The sequence below is a fragment of the Pauljensenia sp. C0170B4 genome, assembly GCF_056590235.1.
On sequence record NZ_JBWPVS010000006.1, the window covers coordinates 45,460 to 64,206 of the forward strand.

General features: G+C 59.0%; 13 protein-coding genes. 5 read left to right on the forward strand and 8 right to left on the reverse strand.

Going from position 1 to position 18,747, the window contains the following annotated elements:
- Positions 1 to 54: 54 nt before the first annotated feature.
- Entirely contained in the window at positions 55 to 1,584 is a 1,530-nt protein-coding gene (locus AC1EJ1_RS08635) for a VaFE repeat-containing surface-anchored protein (RefSeq protein ID WP_480295703.1), read from the reverse strand.
- 297 nt (positions 1,585 to 1,881) lie between these two features.
- The gene (locus AC1EJ1_RS08640; protein ID WP_306437770.1) at positions 1,882 to 3,234 is read right to left on the reverse strand and encodes an IS30 family transposase; all 1,353 of its coding nucleotides are present in this window, start codon (positions 3,232 to 3,234) and stop codon (positions 1,882 to 1,884) included.
- Positions 3,235 to 3,314: 80 nt separating this feature from the next.
- On the opposite strand from AC1EJ1_RS08640, the gene AC1EJ1_RS08645 reads away from it, so the two are divergent.
- A complete protein-coding gene (locus AC1EJ1_RS08645; protein WP_005987408.1) occupies positions 3,315 to 3,608 on the forward strand; it encodes a Rossmann-fold NAD(P)-binding domain-containing protein in 294 nt (97 codons plus the stop codon).
- Positions 3,609 to 4,516: 908 nt separating this feature from the next.
- Here AC1EJ1_RS08645 and abc-f read toward each other — a convergent pair.
- From abc-f to AC1EJ1_RS08660, 3 genes are all read right to left on the reverse strand, one after another.
- A complete protein-coding gene (gene abc-f, locus AC1EJ1_RS08650; protein ID WP_005987409.1) occupies positions 4,517 to 5,986 on the reverse strand; it encodes a ribosomal protection-like ABC-F family protein in 1,470 nt (489 codons plus the stop codon).
- Positions 5,987 to 6,247: 261 nt separating this feature from the next.
- Positions 6,248 to 7,534, reverse strand: coding sequence for an MFS transporter (locus AC1EJ1_RS08655; RefSeq protein WP_005987410.1), 1,287 nt, complete (start codon positions 7,532 to 7,534; stop codon positions 6,248 to 6,250).
- A gap of 253 nt (positions 7,535 to 7,787) precedes the next feature.
- Entirely contained in the window at positions 7,788 to 7,952 is a 165-nt protein-coding gene (locus tag AC1EJ1_RS08660; RefSeq protein WP_156334367.1) for a hypothetical protein, read from the reverse strand.
- A 419-nt stretch (positions 7,953 to 8,371) separates the two neighbouring features.
- Between AC1EJ1_RS08660 and AC1EJ1_RS08665 the strand changes: the two genes are divergently transcribed.
- The gene (locus tag AC1EJ1_RS08665; protein ID WP_157966984.1) at positions 8,372 to 8,539 is read left to right on the forward strand and encodes a hypothetical protein; all 168 of its coding nucleotides are present in this window, start codon (positions 8,372 to 8,374) and stop codon (positions 8,537 to 8,539) included.
- 1,145 nt (positions 8,540 to 9,684) lie between these two features.
- Positions 9,685 to 10,125, forward strand: a complete 441-nt coding sequence (locus AC1EJ1_RS08670; protein WP_257525370.1) for a hypothetical protein — start codon at positions 9,685 to 9,687, stop codon at positions 10,123 to 10,125.
- A 218-nt stretch (positions 10,126 to 10,343) separates the two neighbouring features.
- Here the strand turns inward: AC1EJ1_RS08670 and AC1EJ1_RS08675 are convergent, their stop codons facing one another.
- Both AC1EJ1_RS08675 and AC1EJ1_RS08680 read right to left on the reverse strand, forming a co-directional pair.
- On the reverse strand, positions 10,344 to 11,795 hold the full coding sequence (locus tag AC1EJ1_RS08675; RefSeq protein ID WP_058236193.1) for a hypothetical protein: 1,452 nt from the start codon (positions 11,793 to 11,795) through the stop codon (positions 10,344 to 10,346).
- Between the two features lie 2 nt (positions 11,796 to 11,797).
- Positions 11,798 to 13,156 (reverse strand): hypothetical protein, encoded by a 1,359-nt coding sequence (locus AC1EJ1_RS08680; protein ID WP_154955681.1) that lies wholly within the window; start codon positions 13,154 to 13,156, stop codon positions 11,798 to 11,800.
- On the opposite strand from AC1EJ1_RS08680, the gene AC1EJ1_RS08685 reads away from it, so the two are divergent.
- Positions 13,125 to 14,777, forward strand: a complete 1,653-nt coding sequence (locus AC1EJ1_RS08685; protein ID WP_257525369.1) for a hypothetical protein — start codon at positions 13,125 to 13,127, stop codon at positions 14,775 to 14,777. The genes AC1EJ1_RS08680 and AC1EJ1_RS08685 overlap by 32 nt on opposite strands.
- Before the next feature lie 224 nt (positions 14,778 to 15,001).
- Positions 15,002 to 15,685 (forward strand): hypothetical protein, encoded by a 684-nt coding sequence (locus tag AC1EJ1_RS08690; protein ID WP_257525367.1) that lies wholly within the window; start codon positions 15,002 to 15,004, stop codon positions 15,683 to 15,685.
- A gap of 447 nt (positions 15,686 to 16,132) precedes the next feature.
- Here the strand turns inward: AC1EJ1_RS08690 and AC1EJ1_RS08695 are convergent, their stop codons facing one another.
- Positions 16,133 to 18,664 carry a DUF4268 domain-containing protein gene (locus AC1EJ1_RS08695; protein WP_480295704.1) on the reverse strand — a complete coding sequence of 844 codons (2,532 nt, stop codon included), beginning with the start codon at positions 18,662 to 18,664 and terminating at the stop codon, positions 16,133 to 16,135.
- Positions 18,665 to 18,747 lie beyond the last annotated feature (83 nt).

The following is an 18,747-nucleotide window of genomic DNA, read 5'->3' on the forward strand; positions in this document are numbered from 1 at the left end:
GGGAGGCCCCGGGCGGGCGCCCAGGGCCTCCGGTTCGGTATCGATGCGGCGCCGCTACTCTTCCGGCTCTTCGACAGGCTCTTCGGCCGCCTCATCCTTGCTTGCGCCGGCCGTCTTGCGCTTGCGGTACGCGAGCGCCCCGCCCGCGCCCGCCGCAGCTGCCATAGCGATGCCTGCGGCCACGGCGTAGCCGGTGCCGTCGGGGGCGTCGGCCCCGGTCTTGGCGTAGGGCTCCTCGGGCACCTCGGGCGTGTCGGGGTTGTCCACGACGACGCTCTGCTCGGCGGAGTCGATGTCCTCGTGGACCGCGACGACGTTGCCGGCGGAGTCCAGGACCTTCTCGAAGACGACGAGCTCGTCTCCCTCGGCCAGGCCCTCGGTGTCGAACTCGAAGGTCACCTCGACGGTGCCGGAGGGCGCCTCGGGCTCGAAGGGCGTGCGCGCGGTCACCTCGTTGCCGTCCTTGTCGAGGAACGGCTCTCCGGTGCCCTTGTCCATGAGCGTGCCCACGGCGATGTAGGTCTCGCCGGGGACGAGGCCCTTGTAGGCCACCGTGTCGACGACCTTGGCCTTGCCGGCCTCGATGACCTGGTCGCCGTCGGCGGCGTCAGCCACCTGCGTGCCCACCTCGACGGCGACGTGGACGGTCTGGCCCTCGTCGGAGAGGTCCGCGTGCGACGCCACCTCGGCGCCGTCCTTGCGAAGGCTCTCGAACACGACCAGGTCGCGGCCGCCGAGCAGGCTCGCGTCGAAGGAGATCTCGACGTCCTGGCTGCCCGTCGAGAGCGCGGGGACGAACTCTGCCTTGGCCCCCTCGACGGTGTCCATCTCCCAGGCCGCGGCGCACGCGTCCTCCCCGAGGGCGAGGAACGCGGCATGCGACCTGCGGGCGGAGTGGCGGGTCGCCGCCCGGCCCGCGGCGCGCTTCCTCGGCCTGTAGCCGACCTTGCGCCTGAGCTCCATGTTGGTCATGCCGTCGTAGCCCGCCGAGACCCAGCGGTAGATGGTCGACGGCGACAGGTCCACCGGGCCGCCGTTGCGCGCCGCCATCTGCTCGGGCGACAGCCCCCGGCGCAGGCAGTCCCTTATCGCCTCCAGCCTGGCCGCCGCGGCGGGCTCGTCGGCGTCTATCCCGCGCCTGGACGAGACGAGGACCGAGTCGGCGCACAGCTGCGCGGCCCGGGCCTCGTAGAAGACGTGGGGGCGGCGCTTGCAGCCGATCGCGCGGTACCGGCCGCACCCGTTGCAGCAGCGCGGCCACGCCGCCAGGCGCGGGCAGGCCGCCGACAGGTCGGCGGAGGCGTCCACGCGCTCGCCGCGCCTGGCCTTCGGCGCCGTCACGAACCTGTGCGACGCCACCTCGGCGCTCACCGTCGAGGGCGACCTGCCCAGCTCCCTCGCGATCTCCCTGCACGACGCCCTGCGCTCCAGCATCCTCTGGACCGTGTCCCGCTCGTGCCTCGTGAGCCTTCCGTAGGCCCTCGGGACCGCCCTTGCGGAGCCGCTCTTCTTCTTTCCGGACATGCCGTCCTCCGATCTCCCGGGGCCGGCCGATCCGGCCCTCAGGGTATCGGGTTCCCACATTCATCCGCACATGTGCGGATGAATGTGGGAGGTGTTCGGATAAAGTTGATAATCAAGGCTCCTGATTTATTGGTTGATTTCCGATCCCAACCGAACACATTGAGCTGACGGCACGCTCCCGCAGTTAACCGAACGCCCCCGAGGTCCTATCCGGGCCCCGGGGGCGGCATTTTCCCAGTTGAAGGAATGGTGGAGATGTGTTTCGATGGGTCCGGTGGCCATGCTCCGCCCGCCGCCCGGCACCTCTTCCCAGACTCAGCCGGACGGTCGGTCCGTCTATTCCGTTTTTCTCCTAGGCTAGGCCAGCGGGGCATCGCCCCTCTCTGCGCGCGCCCTCTCGATGAGCCCCGGCGTCAGGTCGAGATCGCCGAGCGGCACGTCCTCCACGCCGTAGGCGTCCAGCAGCGCCGCCGCGTCCTCCCCGAGCATCGCCCTGAAGGCGCGCGCGGGCGTCGCGAAGCCGAGCGCGCCGCGGGGCTCGGAGTTCACGTGCGACATGGCCAGCGCCAGGTCGGCCGGGGCGAGCCGGTCGAACCTGATTCCGGCGCCCTTGGGCAGCAGCTTCCTGATCTCGACGTGGTTGCGCTCGCAGGCGCCCTTCTGGTCGCTGCGCCTGGGGTCGCAGTAGAACAGCCTCGTCTCGCCCGGCCCCTCGCCGAGCAGCGCCGCGATCGCCGCCTCGTCGGAGAACTCGGCGCCGTTGTCGGTGAGGACGGCGCGGAACACGCGGCGCGTCCCGTCGGCGCCGAGGATGGCCCGGACGCCCTCCAGGGCGTCCGCGACGCACCCGGCGGTCTTCTCCTCCAGCGGCAGCGCGAGCTGGAGCCTGCTGGGGCGGTGCAGCAGCGTGAGCAGGCAGGCGGAGTCCTCCCGGGCCCCCTCGACGGTGTCCATCTCCCAGGCCGCGGCGCACGCGTCCTCCCCGAGGGCGAGGAACGCGGCATGCGACCTGCGGGCGGAGTGGCGGGTCGCCGCCCGGCCCGCGGCGCGCTTCCTCGGCCTGTAGCCGACCTTGCGCCTGAGCTCCATGTTGGTCATGCCGTCGTAGCCCGCCGAGACCCAGCGGTAGATGGTCGACGGCGACAGGTCCACCGGGCCGCCGTTGCGCGCCGCCATCTGCTCGGGCGACAGCCCCCGGCGCAGGCAGTCCCTTATCGCCTCCAGCCTGGCCGCCGCGGCGGGCTCGTCGGCGTCTATCCCGCGCCTGGACGAGACGAGGACCGAGTCGGCGCACAGCTGCGCGGCCCGGGCCTCGTAGAAGACGTGGGGGCGGCGCTTGCAGCCGATCGCGCGGTACCGGCCGCACCCGTTGCAGCAGCGCGGCCACGCCGCCAGGCGCGGGCAGGCCGCCGACAGGTCGGCGGAGGCGTCCACGCGCTCGCCGCGCCTGGCCTTCGGCGCCGTCACGAACCTGTGCGACGCCACCTCGGCGCTCACCGTCGAGGGCGACCTGCCCAGCTCCCTCGCGATCTCCCTGCACGACGCCCTGCGCTCCAGCATCCTCTGGACCGTGTCCCGCTCGTGCCTCGTGAGCCTTCCGTAGGCCCTCGGGACCGCCCTTGCGGAGCCGCTCTTCTTCTTTCCGGACATGCCGTCCTCCGATCTCCCGGGGCCGGCCGATCCGGCCCTCAGGGTATCGGGTTCCCACATTCATCCGCACATGTGCGGATGAATGTGGGAGGTGTTCGGATAAAGTTGATAATCAAGGTGAAGTCTCCAGCTCCAGCTACATGGATGTGTTCTATCCGAAGTACCAGGTGACCTGGGATATGATGAACGTTGCCGGTCCGAACAGCATGTTCATGCACTGCCTGCCCGCCAACCGTGGCGAGGAAGTCGTCGACGAGGTCATGGACGATCCCGAGCGCTCCCTGTGCTGGGTCGAGGCCGAGAACCGCAAGCACTCCATTCGCGCCATCCTGGCCACTCTGTGCCCCCAGAGCGAGCCCGACGAGCAGAAGGCTGCGGCATACCGCGCCACCATCAATGAGCGCATGGCCGCTCTCGGTAAGCACGGTCTGTAAGACGTACCAGGTCGGGCGAGCTACGGCTCGCCCGCCTTCGCAGGAGATGGGCGACCTCATGGCCATCGGCGAGGAGAACTGCAAGGTCTCCGACGACAACCGAGTGCATCAAGGGCGCCGACTTCATCTACACCGACGTGTGGTATGGCCTGTACGATGCTTTCTGATGGGCGGCAGCAGATGCTTGTCTCTTGCTGCCCATCATCTGCGCCACTGCGCGTAGGCACTGGCGCCCTGTCTGAAGTTAAACAGACCTTTCGAGTGTGCACGAAGTGATTGCGCCAACAACGAAGCCCCAACCTGCTCGCTAACTCATGGGCAAGCCACCTGAGACTACTCATTTCCCCTACTAGCAATGAAGGCCTGCAACCTGCAGTTTTGCAAACTGCTTGAAAGGCGCCTGCGTTGATTCACTTCCTATTGCAGCTGGCGGCTCGCACACGAAAAGGCACTTGAGTTTCAAAGCGGGCGTTTTCGTCGATATCGAACCTCTAAAGGCTGTCCGCCGTGCCCTTTGGGACAAAAACGAAAACTCAAAGCCCCGAGTTTGGAATGAGTTTTTGAGATTGCCCCGGCTTTTGTCCCCGAAGCCGATGAAACACGACATAGTGTTACTTGGCGGCACTCGGTTTGAGACGGCATCGAAAACTGAGGACAACTGGAATGTCGGGACAGTAAAACTGAAGCCATCGAGTGGGAGTAGGCCGATAGGGTTCTGACCTGCGATTTTGAGTGCCGCACTGTGCCGCTGAGTTTCGTTTCGTACGAGAGTCATGACAAAGCCACCAGCGACGGAGATGAGTAAAAGCGATTAAAGAGCCTCCGTTCCCTGCGTTGGGACGGAGGCTCTTTCTTTGCCGTTTTACTCCCTTGTCTCCGTTCGGGGATTATTTCTTGCTCATTTAGGGCTATTCGCGCTGAAAGATTTTGACTAGCTTGGTGTCCTTTATTTCGTAGACAATGTCTGCGACGTTCTCGACCAGCCTCTTATCGTGGGAGACGAACACTATCGTTCCGGCATAGGCGCTCATCATCTGCTCGAGGGCTTCGGCGCTCTTGATGTCCAGGTAATTTCCAGGCTCGTCCATGAGCAAGATGTTGTATCTGCCCAGCAGCATCTTCGCGAGTAGCAGCTTGATGACTTCGCCTCCCGAGAGAACGCCAACGTCCTTTGTCAGGTCGCGCGGTCCGATTCCCATAGAGGCGAGGATGCCTCGAATTTCGGTCATGCTGTACTCGCAACCATCCTGCATGAACGAGATCGCAGACTGACGGGCGTCGAACTTGTAGCCTGTTTGCTCGAAGTAACCGATCTCTGCCTTGGGAGAGATGTTGATACCGTCGGCGCGTCGAGCGATTGCCTTCAGCAGGCTGGTCTTTCCTGTACCGTTGCCACCGGTGATGGCCACTTTGGCACCGAGCGGTATCTCGAATTTCGCGTGGTCATAGAGCATGCAGTTGCCGAAGCTCAAGCTGAAATCGTCTGCCGAGATGGGAAATTTACTATGCAGTTCCAGGGCCTTGCTCTGGCGGAACCGCACGGCGCGAATGCTATCTGGGGCCTCAATCCCTTCGAGCGCTTCGAGGCGCTTCTCCATGTCCTTAGCCGCCTGGTACATCCTCTTCTGTTTGGTGCCGGTTGCTTTCTGATGCCCCAATCGACCTGCATACTCGTTGCTTTTTTTCGCAGCCTTCCGCTTGGCGTCGACCTGCCGTGCTTTTTTCCGTTGTTTTTCGATGGCGGCTTCGAGGCGATCGCGCTCGCGCATCGCCTCTTCGTATCGAGTCGCCTGAGCTTTGCGCTCTTCTTCTTTCTGTCGCAGATAGTCGGAGTAGTCACCCCAGAATTCGGAAATACCGCCGTCTTTGAGCTCCCAGATCTTGTCTACCACCTGGTCGAGAAAATGACGGTCATGGCTCACGATGAGCAGAGCCCCATCAAATGCCTTGAGTTGTCCGACGAGAAGGCGGATGCCGTCTTGGTCGAGGTGGCTCGTAGGCTCGTCGGCGAAGATCGCGCTTGCATGCTGGGAGAGTGCAGAGGCAATCTTGGCGCGTGTTTCCTCCCCGCCGCTCATCGTCTCCTGCGCCACTCCGGCGACGTTGAGACGGGAGAGCATCTCACCACTGTCCTGAGCCGCATCAAGGTCGAGTTCATCGAGTTGGCCGATGAGGGCAATGCTGCCGAAGCGCCTGACGTCGGCGTCCGCAATGGTAAGATTGCCGCTCAGAATTTTAAGCAGGCTGGTTTTGCCTGCGCCATTGTCTCCCACCAAGCCGATGCGATCGTAGGAGTAGATTTCCAACTCTTCGATATCTAGGATATCGCGGCCGGCATATTCCAAAAAGATGTCTTTAGCTTTGACTATGAGTTCCATAGGTTGAACCGCCTTTTGTGTATTAGCGTTTTACTGGAAGCGCAGCCATGCCAAAAAAGATTGCTCACGTCGATTTTTCGCCTTTGCCCAATTGCCGGCGCGAGCGTTTTGACCTTGCGCAAGCCGGCAAATCCGAAAATGATAGTTGGCGACGAATAAGGAGCGCGATGCGGAATGTCGGTGCAATACCTCGTCGTCGCAAGGGCTTGAAGGCTGACGCTTGAACCGATGGCTGCTGCCTCTTTTTTTCGAATACTTGGGCTATTGAATCTGCCCGGTATCTCTTTTCCCCGCGTTTCGGACGCTCGGAGCAAGCAGCATAGCCATCGCAAGCAGTACCATGGTCGCTCCAGAGCCGACGAACCATAACGGAGCTCCAAGCAGATCCGCAAAAACGGAGGGGGCTGCGAGGCCCATGGGCATGGCCCACGCCATGATGGTTCCGTAGAGGCCGAAAACGCGGCCTAGGTACTCAGGAGGTATCTGCTCCTGCATAAGGGCAGTCTGGGTTCCCGCGTACAACGGGGAGCATGCGCCCATAAGAAAGCTCACCGGCAGGAAAGCAGCGAACAATGACGGGCCGAGCGATCCGGATACGATTGCGGCAATGCCGAAGCCGGCAATCGCGGCGACCATGGTGAACGACCTATTGCGGAACCCTCCCGTGGCCGCCAAAATGCCGGACCCAGCCAGCATGCCTGCAGAAAAAAGGATTTCCACCAAAGCGGCATCCCCCGTGCTACCGCCAAAATGCCCCAAGGTCATTATTGGGAACAATGCCGCGAGCGGAGAGAACGCGAAAGCGAAGACGAACCCGCACCAAAGAAGGGCGAACAGCCCCCTGTACTCCCTAATCAGCTTGTAGCCGTCCGAAATCTCAGAGAAGAGCTCTCGAACCTTATTGGAAAAGGACAAGCTGCGGTCGGCTTCATCGAGGCCCCCTGCGTCTATCTGTGCGGCGAGGACGGCTAAAGAAGCGAAAAGCGCTCCCAGCACGTCGAGGACAATCATAGCGGTAATGCCCGCCACGGGATAAATCACTGCTGCAAGCGCGGCGCCAAGAATGTATCCGCCGGACTGAATCGCCTGAGTCACCCCCGATAGGCGAACGAGATGCTCTGGCGGGGCGAGATGGGGCGTGAGAGATTGGGAGGCTGGCGTGTAGAACGAAGTACCAACTGCACGGAGAAACAGGGCGATGAGAATTAGCCATGCAGGTAAGCTGCCGGCCAACGAGGCAATCGCCAAGGCGGCACCCACCGCGGCAATGAAGAGGTCGGCGCCGATGAGGACACGTTTCAAAGGCAGTCTGTCGACAACGGCGCCCGCAAGGATTCCGAACAAAGCAATCGGCAGAAAGCCTGCCAGCGATGCTAAGGAGAGGAGAGAAGACGACCCTGTCGTGAGGGCGAGATGCCAAATAAGACCCATTTGGAGAATCGAACTCGTCAATGTCGAAACGAGCTCCCCGCCCCATACGAAACAAAGCTTGAATTGCCATGAATGGCACAGCAGAACAGACCTGCCCCGAGAGGTTTCAAATATCATGGTTATGTCCAATCGTGAAATGGCGTGCAGAAAAACAGCGCGACGCCACAACAGCGCCGCTTTCTAGGCGCTCATCCACGTGCGGAAAAGACCAACCACGACACCCCTCCTTTGTTAATTCGGTCTGGCAAACCATGTAATATTAACGAGGCTTGAGTTTGCCTGTCAAGAATCGAGCATCGGTAAGGGCAATCCTCTCTGGCCATTCGATTCCTTTTGTATCTTTGGTTGCATAGGTGACCCGCCAGGGCTATTACGCGTGGAAGAGGCGCCTGCCGAGCTGGCCGATGAGGCGCTGAAGATGGCCCTGGTCAGGCGAAACGATCCCAAGGGATGCGTACATCATTCGGATAGTAAGAATGTTGCCAGCAGGTTTTGCGGCAACCGCAAAGGAGCCGTATCCTGCAGCTGGAATCACGTTGCAGCATCCTGACCCGCATTCCGATTGGCGGACGGCCCGCTTCGGCATCCTGACCAGCACAGCGATCGAGCCTTGTCATTCCTTGGATATGCCGGTTGCTCGGGGCGGTCCCGACGGAGGCCCTCGCCTCCCCGGTCCGTGACCCAAGAAGGGCAAGCATGCTGATCTGCATGGCTGGTTCCTCCTTTATGTAGACGACCATGCAAAGAAGGGACAACCGAGGAGGCAGGTTACTGATGCGGGCTCCCGCACGCCCATGACTACCCGACGGGCTGTTTTTCATCTCCGATGCCCGCATTGCAGCATGAACGAATGTGCCTCGACATCTCTGCTGGCATGGTACGACTGGGATCGCACCTCGACGCATCCTTGCGCATACTGCCTTCCAAGTTTCGAAACCGGGAAGGAAAGTGTATGTGAGCGACGATATCGGCGCCGATTCGACGCTCGAGAGGGAGATTGCGCCGATTCTATCCATCGGGGATGCATTCCCGAAGATTCTCATCACTCGCACGAGGCATGAGCCCCATACCCGGGAGGGCGTGCTCGTGCTGAATTTCGCGAGGTGGCTGCTTGGCGGGTAGGGTTCTGAACGTCGCATTGGGATATCGCGCGACAGGGCACGCAGGGCTGTTTGTGCCCGCACGGGAAACGCCGTCGCCATGCGGGCGGCCTGTCGTGTCCGATTAGCCTTTTGCTAAACAGGCTTACGCCAACTCATGGGCAAGCCACCTGAGACTATTCACTTTGCTTATCGTTGACAAAGACCTGTGGCCTGCGGTTTTGTGAACGGCTCGTAAGCCACCCGCGTCGACTCACTTACTGTTGAAGCTGGTGGTTTGCAGGCTCAAAGGCGGTTGAGTTTCAAAACGGGCGTTTTTCGGCGATATCGAGCCTCCAAAGGCGGCTCTCCGTGCCCCTTGGGACAAAAATAAAAACTCAATACTCTGAGTTTGAAAATGGTTTTTGAAGTTGTCCCAGCTTTTGTCCCCGAAGCCGATGAAACGCGACGTCGCGTCATTCAGCGGCACTCACTTCGAGATGCCGCCGAAAACTGGGTGCAACTGGAGTGACGAGACGGCAAAACTATAACCACCGAGTGGGAATAGCGGAAACTGGCTTCTGAACTCGCGTTTTGGTGCTGCCGAGTACCACCTGATGCTGTTTCGGCATCGCCTCAGAACAAAGCCGCCAGCGAAATAGTGGGAATAAAAGCCCTCGACCCCTCTGGTTCGAGGGCTTTCTTTTTGCATTCCTACCTGGGAAAACGGTTCAATTATTCCCGCATGCCCCTACTGGGCGGTACGGCGGAGCACTCGGCGGTACGGGAATAATGGGGCCCTGCGGGAATAATTCACAATTCGGGTCCCCCGAGGGGCGATTTCGCGCGGCCGAAACTAAGTTGAAACTGCGAGGTGGATTCAAGCCCTCGTCAATTGCATTTGCCCAGGTCAACAAACGGGAATAATAAAACGCGAAAATCGGTTTCCGCAGTTTCAGTGACCCCGAATGCCGCCGAATAACGCCGCGTATCTTGCTGTGTTCGGGCACGTAATTATTCCCTTAACAGAGCTTCCGGGGTGCCGATTTCATGCGGGAATAACGGAACAGCCTCCGGAGAACCGGAGGCTGTTCGCAAGGAAACGTCAATTTAACTGGGGAGATATCAGAAAGAGGTCTTCCAGTCGGCGTAAGCGGCCTCGTCTATTTCGCCGCGTTCGAGCTCGAGATGCGCGAGGAGCCCGAGAGGGGGCTCTGGCTCACGGCGAACTGGCACCAGGTGCGCGACGACTGGCGCGCCGACGCGCCTGCGGACGACATGCCGGCTGCGCGCAGGTCCCGCGGGTGGCGCTTCATGCTGGCCTCGGAGGCCGAGCTCGGGCAAGCCCGTCGCGTCCTGCTCGACGGCGATGAGGCGTTCGCCCGGGTGCGGGGCTTCCTGTGTGACGCGGCTGCGATCGGCGCCTGCTACCGCGAGCACGTGGGGCCTCCCTCAAAACCGCTGAAGTCGCAGATAAGGGACCTGCAGCGCGCGCTGGGGAGGGCGGAGGTCCCGGGCGTGCCGGACGAGCTGGCGAGGCTGCTCGCGCAAGAGAAGGAAGAGAGCGCCGAGGATGGCGCCCGCAAGGTCAAGGAAGATTGGGGTGACGTCGATGAAGAGGCTTGGTAAGTTCCTCAAGGCGGCGCTTAAGGTCACGCTGGGCTTTTTCGTCTGGCTGTTCCGCGCTGTGTTCAAGTGGGTGATGTAGACGATGACCGTTTGCCTGCCTAGGCAAGCATTCGCTGTTATGAGCATGATAGTAGTGCAAGGAGATTCATCCGTTCTAGACGGCAAACGGCCGAGCGATTGGGTTTCGCTCGGCCGTTGTTTCTTTAACCTGACTGATTCTAATTTAGAAAGAAATCATCGACTTCTTCGCGCATGTGCAGGATTTCGCTATCTGGAACGTTAAGGCTTGCCGCCAGCTCAATGGAGCCGGAAAAAGCCATGGCGGAATTCGAGGAGAATGCCTTTTCTAGAAGACTGATGTATTTGATCATATTCTCACGAAGGTCGCTGATGCATGCGGCGTATTCGCTTTCGAGCTCTGTATCGAGGGCCTTCAGCTCCTGGGCATAGTGCGCGAGCAGCTCCGCCTCTCGTTTGTTATAGAAATCCTTTCCCAATTCGTACACGGTCGCCCCTACGGCGTTGCCGACGAGGGCGCCCAGAATCGGGATCGGAATGATAACCTGGCCCACGAAGCTCGAGAATGCGCTCACGGACGCATCGAGGCACGCGATTTCGGAACGTTCTATAAACTCGATCTCCGTCAGCTCGCCGCTGCGGAACCTGTAAGCGCATTCTGCGACGCCGAATGACGCAGTGACCAGCGCGCTTGCGACAGATGAGGGCGTGGCCGTGTAGTTGTTCAGCCAATAAACAGCTCCACCGCGAACCCCGCCCTTGACGAGTCCCATGCCGGAATCTTTGGCGATTTCCTCCCAGTCATCCTGGGTCAAGTCGTCGATACGCTTTCCGTTCCCGAGATGGCGCTTCATTGAAATGACGAATGCCGTTCCCGCTTCCAGAACGGCGCCAGCCGCTGCGGCTTTCGCGCCCTCTTGGGGCGTGGGCTTGTGCTCCTCGTAGATGTCTTTCTTTATCCGCTCGCTCTCGTCTGCGAGCCTGCTCTTCTCCTCGGCCATCTTGTCGGCGATAGCGTTCTTCTGGACCTCCGAGTACTCGAATTTGGAGGCTTCAAGGTCATCGATACTGAACCCGCTTGAGTCGAAGAACTCATGGATGCTCTTCCAGGTTGAGTAGGATGGGCCGCCGGTCGAGGACGCCAGTTTGGCTGCATCCTCCTTTGGCATCTCATACAGGGAGCGCACCGCGTCGAGATGGTCCTTCGGGATCTGATAGATGCCGTCTTTGTCGAGGAAATCAGGGTACTTCTGCAAATGGGCGGCCACAGCGTCCAAGGAGAACTTGCCGCCGGCGTTCACGAACTTGACCTGTATCTCGACGCCGTTGCGCAAAAGGTCGGCGGGGCCGTTGTCGTTCACCCATTCCATTACCGGTTTATCGCCATGGACGAGGCTCTGCGCATTCTCCAACCCGCATTCGGCCACCTCGGCGATGAACCCATGGATGCCCTTGCTGCCGCCCCTGTTCGCAACGACGAGGTCCTCGATCTTCCCGAGCGCCCAGTTCATGGACTCCATTGTGGAATCGAGGTTCTGGTCTTGGCGGTTGAGATTCTCGATGAGGTCGTCGATTCTCATCTGGTTGATCAAGCCGATCCATGCGGCGACGGCCTGCTCCTGGGAGCTCTTGAGTACCTTCTCTGCATTCATGGCTATTCACCGTCCCGGGCGGCCACCCTCTCGACGATGAGGCTGCCCAGGGACTTCGCGTTGTTTACCAAGGCACCCAGGGCCAGTTTCTCGTCGTCGGAGATGGAAAGGTAGTCGGCGCCGTACATGCGGCATGAGGGCATAAAGGACCCGGACAGCTCTTCGCGAAGGGTATTGGTCTTTATCTTAAGTGCCCCGATTGCTGCGGACGTCTCCCTGAGAGCCTCGGTGTTCCGCTTCACCGACAGGAGCTCTTCGTGCTTTTCCCTGGCAATCTCGTGCTGCTTTTTCACAAAGAGAGCGATGGAGGTCAGCAACGTGGCGCCTGCGACGCCCCATCCGATGGGGCCCGCCATTGTCAGGAAAGCGGTGCCACCGGCCATTCCGCCGCCTCCGGCGGCCAATGCGCCTCCGCCGAGCCAGGCCATCGCCGCATTTGTCGCGGCAGCGCCCGATAGCGTAGAGATCGCGGTGCCCGTGGAGGCGGTACCGAAAGTTGTGGCAACCCACATGGCGGCGGATGGGGCGATGCTGGCAACGGCCATACCTGCCGCGACGCCGGCGCCAGCGCTGGCTGCCGATTTCCGTGCCGAGTCCAGCTCTTCGCGGGCGAAGGACGCCGACTCTTTGAAGCTTCGCTTTTTGTGTGACACCTCTTCGATATCTTCCACGAACGACTTCGGCGTGTTCGCAATCGAGTTCACCAGGTCGGTAACGAGGTCCAGCAGGTCGATGCTCCTCAGCCTAGACTGGTAGAGCTCGATCCCTCCCGATTCCAGATCGGTATAGGTTTGGTTGTATTCGATGACGGTGAGCTCGTACTCATCCGGTTCTTTCGCCCTTGCATTCTCGACGCCTTGCCTGACCCCATCGGCGATTTCCCCCGCTTTACCTGCGATGGCGGCGACAGCGCCTTGGGCACCGGCCGCTGCCACGCTTGCAGCGTTTGCGGCTCCTTCAGCCACATCTCCAAGCATTTTCGCCATATGTTCCGGAGCTAGCCTTTGAGATTGGGGCGATCCGTCAACGTTTCGCTCATCGGCAAACTCAGTGTTGTATTTGAAGCTCTTCGGCTCCGGGACGTCTTTGATCGCATCCCCAATGCTCTGAACAGCGCCCTTTGCCTTGCCTGCAATGTCCCCGATAGCCTGCCCCGTCTGCTCGACGGCGCTTTGAGCGGCATTCGATGCCTGTTCGGCAACGCTTGCGATTCCTTTTCCTGCAGCAGCCGCAGTCTTCTGCGCCTCTTTTATTGGGTCGAAGCCTTTATCAAAGAAGCCCATCGCCCCTGCCTTTCTCCATATGCAATCTAAGGCCATTATCCCACCAATGGATTTGGCCTCTATCAGCGATTTAACCACCGGTCATTATCTGCGCGTCAACGTGTGCGCAGGCTCGGGCGCGGGCATCGGCCTTGCTGCCCTGCCGCCCGTGCAGAAGTCGATGCGCGACCCGCTCGAATCGAAGTCCATCACGCTGTCCTGCGGCAAACTCACCACCGGCGTCACGGTGAAGCCATGGACCGGCGTCTTCATGCTCTCCAACGTAAAGAGCGCCGAGACCTACTTCCAGACGGCGTTTCGCGTGCAGTCGCCCTGGACGGTCAAGGACGACGACGGGAACATGCAGATCGTCAAGAACGAGTGCTACGTGTTCGACTTCGCGCTCGACCGCGCCCTCACCATGGTGTCCGACTACTCCACGCAGCTCTCCCCAGAGAAGAAGGGCCCCGAGCAGAAGGTCGGCGACTTCATCCGCTTCCTGCCCGTGCTCGCCTACGACGGCAGCCGTATGAAGGAGATCAACGCCTCCGAGATCCTCGACATCGCCATGGCGGGGACCTCCGCGACGCTTCTCGCCAAGCGCTGGGAGTCGGCGCTGCTCGTCAACGTCGATAACGACACGCTACGACGCCTGCTCGCCAACGACGAGGCAATCAACGCCCTCATGAGCATCGAGGGCTTCCGAAGCCTCAACGACGACATCAAGACCATTATCAACAAGTCGGAAGCGGTAAAGGAAGTCAAGAAGGAGAAGGAGTTCAAGTCCAAGCGCAAGGAGATACAGAAGAAGCTGATCAAGTTCGTCACGCGTATCCCGGTCTTCATGTACCTCACCGACTACCGCGAGGAGACGCTCTACGACGTCATCACCCAGTTGGAGCCGGGGCTGTTCAAGAAGGTCACCGGCCTCGACGTCTCGGACTTCAACCTGCTCGTCTCGCTTGGCGTGTTCAATTCCGCCCTCATGAACGACGCTGTCTACAAGTTCCGTCGCTACGAGGATGCGAGCCTTGTCTACACTGGCATCAACAAGCACGAGGGCGAGAAGGTCGGCCTCTACGACACGTCTCTGTCCAATTACGACTACCTCTACGCGAAGCAGCAGGAGTCGATGGTGGCCCCCGACGGTTCCACTCTGGGCAACGGCGCTGGGGTGGAGGCTCCGTCGCCTGCTGTTGCGGTAAGTCCCGCGATCAAACCGTCGGCATCGGGCGTTTCGAGGTCGACTGCGAAAGCAACGACGCTCGGAGAGGCGCCCGTCAAGAAGGACTGGGTCATCGACGTCCTCGAGTCCCACAACGTCCGCATCGCCGATCGCCGTCCCAAGGGCGGAAGCCTTTGGGCCATCGGCGGCGGTGAGCTCGACGTCGTCATGAACGAGCTTGCCGCGAACGGCGCGCAGTTCACCTACAAGTTGGAAGGCGGTAAGGCAACGAGCTTCAAGGCCGGCTGGTGGCTTTCCGGCTATCCGAAAAAGTCCGAGCCCAAGGCATTGGAGCCCGAAGAGCCGGTTATCACTGAAGCCGACCTTTCCAGGATTGAGGAAGGAACCCAGATCTTCCACAAGAGCTTTGGCTATGGTGAGGTCGTTTCGATTGGCAGTGACAGAATCGCCGTGCGTTTCGACAACGACAAAAAGAAAAAAGAACGCGAGTTCATGTTCCCGTCGACCTTCTACCAGGGGATGTTGCAGCTATGAGGTCCGCAGAAGCCATCAAGTCGATACTCGAGGAGCAAGGCCGCTCCCAACGCTCCCTTGCTATCGATCTCGGTCTCACCCCGCAGGCGCTAGACCAGCGCCTAAAGTCGAAGACTATGAAGGTGGAGACCTTGTGTCAAACGGCAGCGCAGCTCGATTACTCTGTGAAGCTGGTTCCGAAAGGTGGCGGCGAGAGCATAGAGATTGAGGGTTAACCGATGTGCTTGGAGCTTGACCTGTTGCTTCCTGTTTCCGAAAACGAAGCGGGTGCGCCCCAGGGCGCCCCGCGGATTATTGAGCGCTCGCCGAGAAATCTCATCGGGGAGGCTCGCTTGGCGTTCGATGCCGGGCTGCTAATCTCATGCCTGACGGTTCTGGTCACCATTCCAGATGTCTGTTCGAATTTGATCGACTCTAGCAATAAAGATGGTCAGCGAGATTGGTGTACGAGGTATCTCGGGTTTCCTAGCACCCCTGTGGCTGACGACATCGACCGATCTCGCGAGCAAAGTCGAGACCATATCGAGCGAACGATGAATGCGCTCATGCGGGAAGACAACTTCACCGCATCCGATTTCTGCCAGCTGCGAAACGCTGTGCTCCATACCGGATCTTCGGTTGTTGACGGCGCGGGGGCAAAATACTCGCCGTTCCATTCGATCGATATACAGGTCTTCAACGACGACAGCCAGCTGGTCATTGGATATGGAGCCACCAGCTCACCAGAGGCGAATGGAATTGAAGGCGATTGCCGCATAAAGATCAACATCAACTTAACTGCCCTGCTTGCGCGCATGGAAAGGGGCGTTGAAAGGTTTTTGAGCGAGTATCCTGAGCTCGATAAGGAAAAAGGGGAATGGGAGTACCTGACTTGGGGAATCGTTGATTTTCGAGCTCCGATCAACTGAGGGCTCCTTTGTTCACTAAGTGAAGCGATCAGCCTTATTGAGCAGTTCCGAAGCGTGATTAGGGGCATGCACGAAGCCACCTGCGACGATTCTTTCAGTCATCGCTCTTGTGTATCCCTTCTGACCTGCGGGAACGCATGACGATAAAGCCGCTGGCTACGATTCACTTCGTTAAACGGGCGTCGATGAGGATGATTGTTGCTTTTGGCATCCATTTCGGGTGTTTCTGAGCCTCAAAACCAGCCCATTCTTGTCCCCGGGTCAAAAATGAAACTGCGGGCTCGCGGTTTCGAAATAGTTCGCGCTTTTGTCCCAGGATTTGTCCCAAACGCCTACGCGAGGTCACGCAGCGGGATTCGGTGGTATGACGGTCAAAATCGACGAGCCAACTGGAGTCAACTGGAATGACGCAACAGTAAACGAGCGTGAAAGAGTGGGAGTAGCGGGTTAGATCGAGGCTAGATTCCGCTTTATGAATTGATGCGCTACCTTCCGCAATGCGTGCATACCTGTGGCCAGCCATTCGTACACCTCATTGACTGAATCACCAGTCAAATCGGCTGGGCGTGCAACGTTCACAACGCGGGTCGTCTTGTCGAGGTCGCCCTCGTCCCACTCAAACGTACCCTCGAGGAATTCCAGTTCTTTCTCGATGTCGGATCGCCGTGCGAGGACGGGTTTGTAGCTTTCTTCGTCAGAAAAGTGGAGCTGGACGGCCACTTCTTGCCCGCTCAACCGTACTAATGCTGTTAAATCGCACTTTCGCAGACCAATGCCAAATGAGGCCCAGTTATCGCGATTAGGCTCACGTGTCGACGGGTCGCGGAAAGCTTCGGTAAAGCCAGGACGATTCGCACAGTATTCATAGAAACCGTTCCAAAATTCCACCATGGATGCGTCGCGGTGGCTCGTGGTCGCTGCCTCGTCATAGCGTCGGCGAATTTCGCTCAACTTGGGACCACCGTCATTCAGACGCCAAAAGTCCCATCCGTTTCGTCCTCCAGAACCTCCTTCGAGGGCGATGACGCGACTAGCTGCCGAGGATGGGCTCGAGAACTTCTCACCGTTGCGCAAGATTAAATCGCCCCTATCGGTGAGTGTCACTGTTTGCGTGAAACGATCAGAACCGGGTTCCAGCACGTCGCCGACATGAAGAAGTCCTGCCGATACGAGGTCATGAATCGTGACTCGCCATGCGCGTCTGTCTGGCTGCTTGCGCGCGACGTATCGCTCGGCTGTATCGGGCGAAACATCAAGGCCTGGCCAGCGCTTGAGCGCAATTGCAGTCAGGTTTTCTGCTCTGTTTCGTATCTCCTCTTCACCCCATGACTCTGCATCTTTCAGTTCTGCTGAGATCGCCATGTATTCGTTGGCGTAACCGCCGATGCAGCGTTCCTTCTTTTCAGTAAAGGTACCGTCGGAAAGTTCGGAATTGTAGGCAGTGACAGTCAAGTTGCCGATGTTGTTGACGAGGGCTTCAAAGCCTTCCTCAGGGGCCTCGCCCAGCGCCTGGCGCCATTCAGAATGAGCAAGCGCATTTTGCGGCATGATGTGCTCAATTGTGTATGAGCCGGATGCGAAATCGTGAGGATCTTTAGGGTGGTGGAAATTCTCAAGATTTGTCAGCAGGAAGAAAGACTTTCTGAAGAGGTAAGAGTCACGCGTGAGTAGTGCATGCGAAAACTCGTCATCTGTTGGAAAACGCCGCGTGGTCCTCGCTGCCATGTATAGCAACGATTGGAAGGCTTCGACGTAATCACCGCCCTCTTCCTGCACTTTATTGAGATTTCCGATAATGCTGGGAAAGAACTTATTCAGCGAATTTGTGGGAGCATCGCAAATTGCTCGCCTCAAGACGTAACTTTCGGTCAGACGAAGCAGGCGGATAAAATCTTCTTTTTCGAAGGCTCCTGCCTCGTAATCTTGATAAAACGACAGGAGGAGCGGATTGAGGACGCTCATATCCAGTGTTGCTATTGTGTCGAAGTGCTCTTTGAGCTGGGGGTCCTCCTCGGTCCCAGAGGTGATTGCCGCGTAGTAGCGAGCAACGTCTTCCATTTCACTGAGAAGGTTGACCATCCGCCCTTTCTTGGCAAACCCGTTTTCGGTGACGTGGCGCTTGAAAATGGGGTACACATCTTTACGCGTGAGCGGTTCAGGCGCATACAGAATGGTCAGATAGTTTCTGATGAATTCATCGAAAACTCTGTCGTATGTGTCTTCGCCAAGGGTCTGCTCAATACGCCGCCAGTGGTTCTGATAGAGCTTTTCTTGTTCGCCTCGGGGTAATCCCATGAGGACAAAGTTTCGGATCAGGTCGGCTGACGAAAGATCTTTACCTGTCGAGTTCATCGATTCGAAAATGAGCTGAGGATTGTCGCGAGTTGCATCCAGAGAAATCGATACAACTTCAAGACGCTGCAGACCATCCCATATTGTATTCGGATTGTCGAGGGCGGCCAGCTTTCGCTCGAAAAACTCCAAGTTGGCAATTAAACGTGATGAGTTGTTGACGACTCGATAGTCCTCGTCCACTAAATGCTCGAGCAACGAGATAAGGGTAGCTCGATCGCCCTGAGACAAAAGCAGCTTGTAACGCTCGTCACCATGCCTGTCGTCATCTATCAGGTACCCCTTGTTGACCAGCCGAGAGTAGGAAAAGTTGAGCTTTTCGTCAGGGTTGTTCTTAGCGTATCGAGCCAGCGCAATCATGAGGAGTACGACAGTTGTGACTCGCTGCTGACCGTCGATTAAGAGAAGCGGCGTCACCTCCGACATCACACCATCTTGGATCCACACAATAGAACCGGTGAAGTGCTTATCATCTGGGCGCTTTCCAACCGACAACACGTCTTCCCACAATTGTTCGCATTGCTCCTCGTCCCACGAGTAGGGGCGTTGATAGACAGGGATGACGAAACGTAAGTTCTGGCTTGTCACAAGCCCGATGAGCGAACGAGCCGATGCGTTCATAGTCATGAGAGCGGGCGCCTTTCGCCGAACAGTTCTTTGAGGCACTGTACCGCACGGCGGCGTCTTAGTGGCATTGAGCTGTGCGAAGA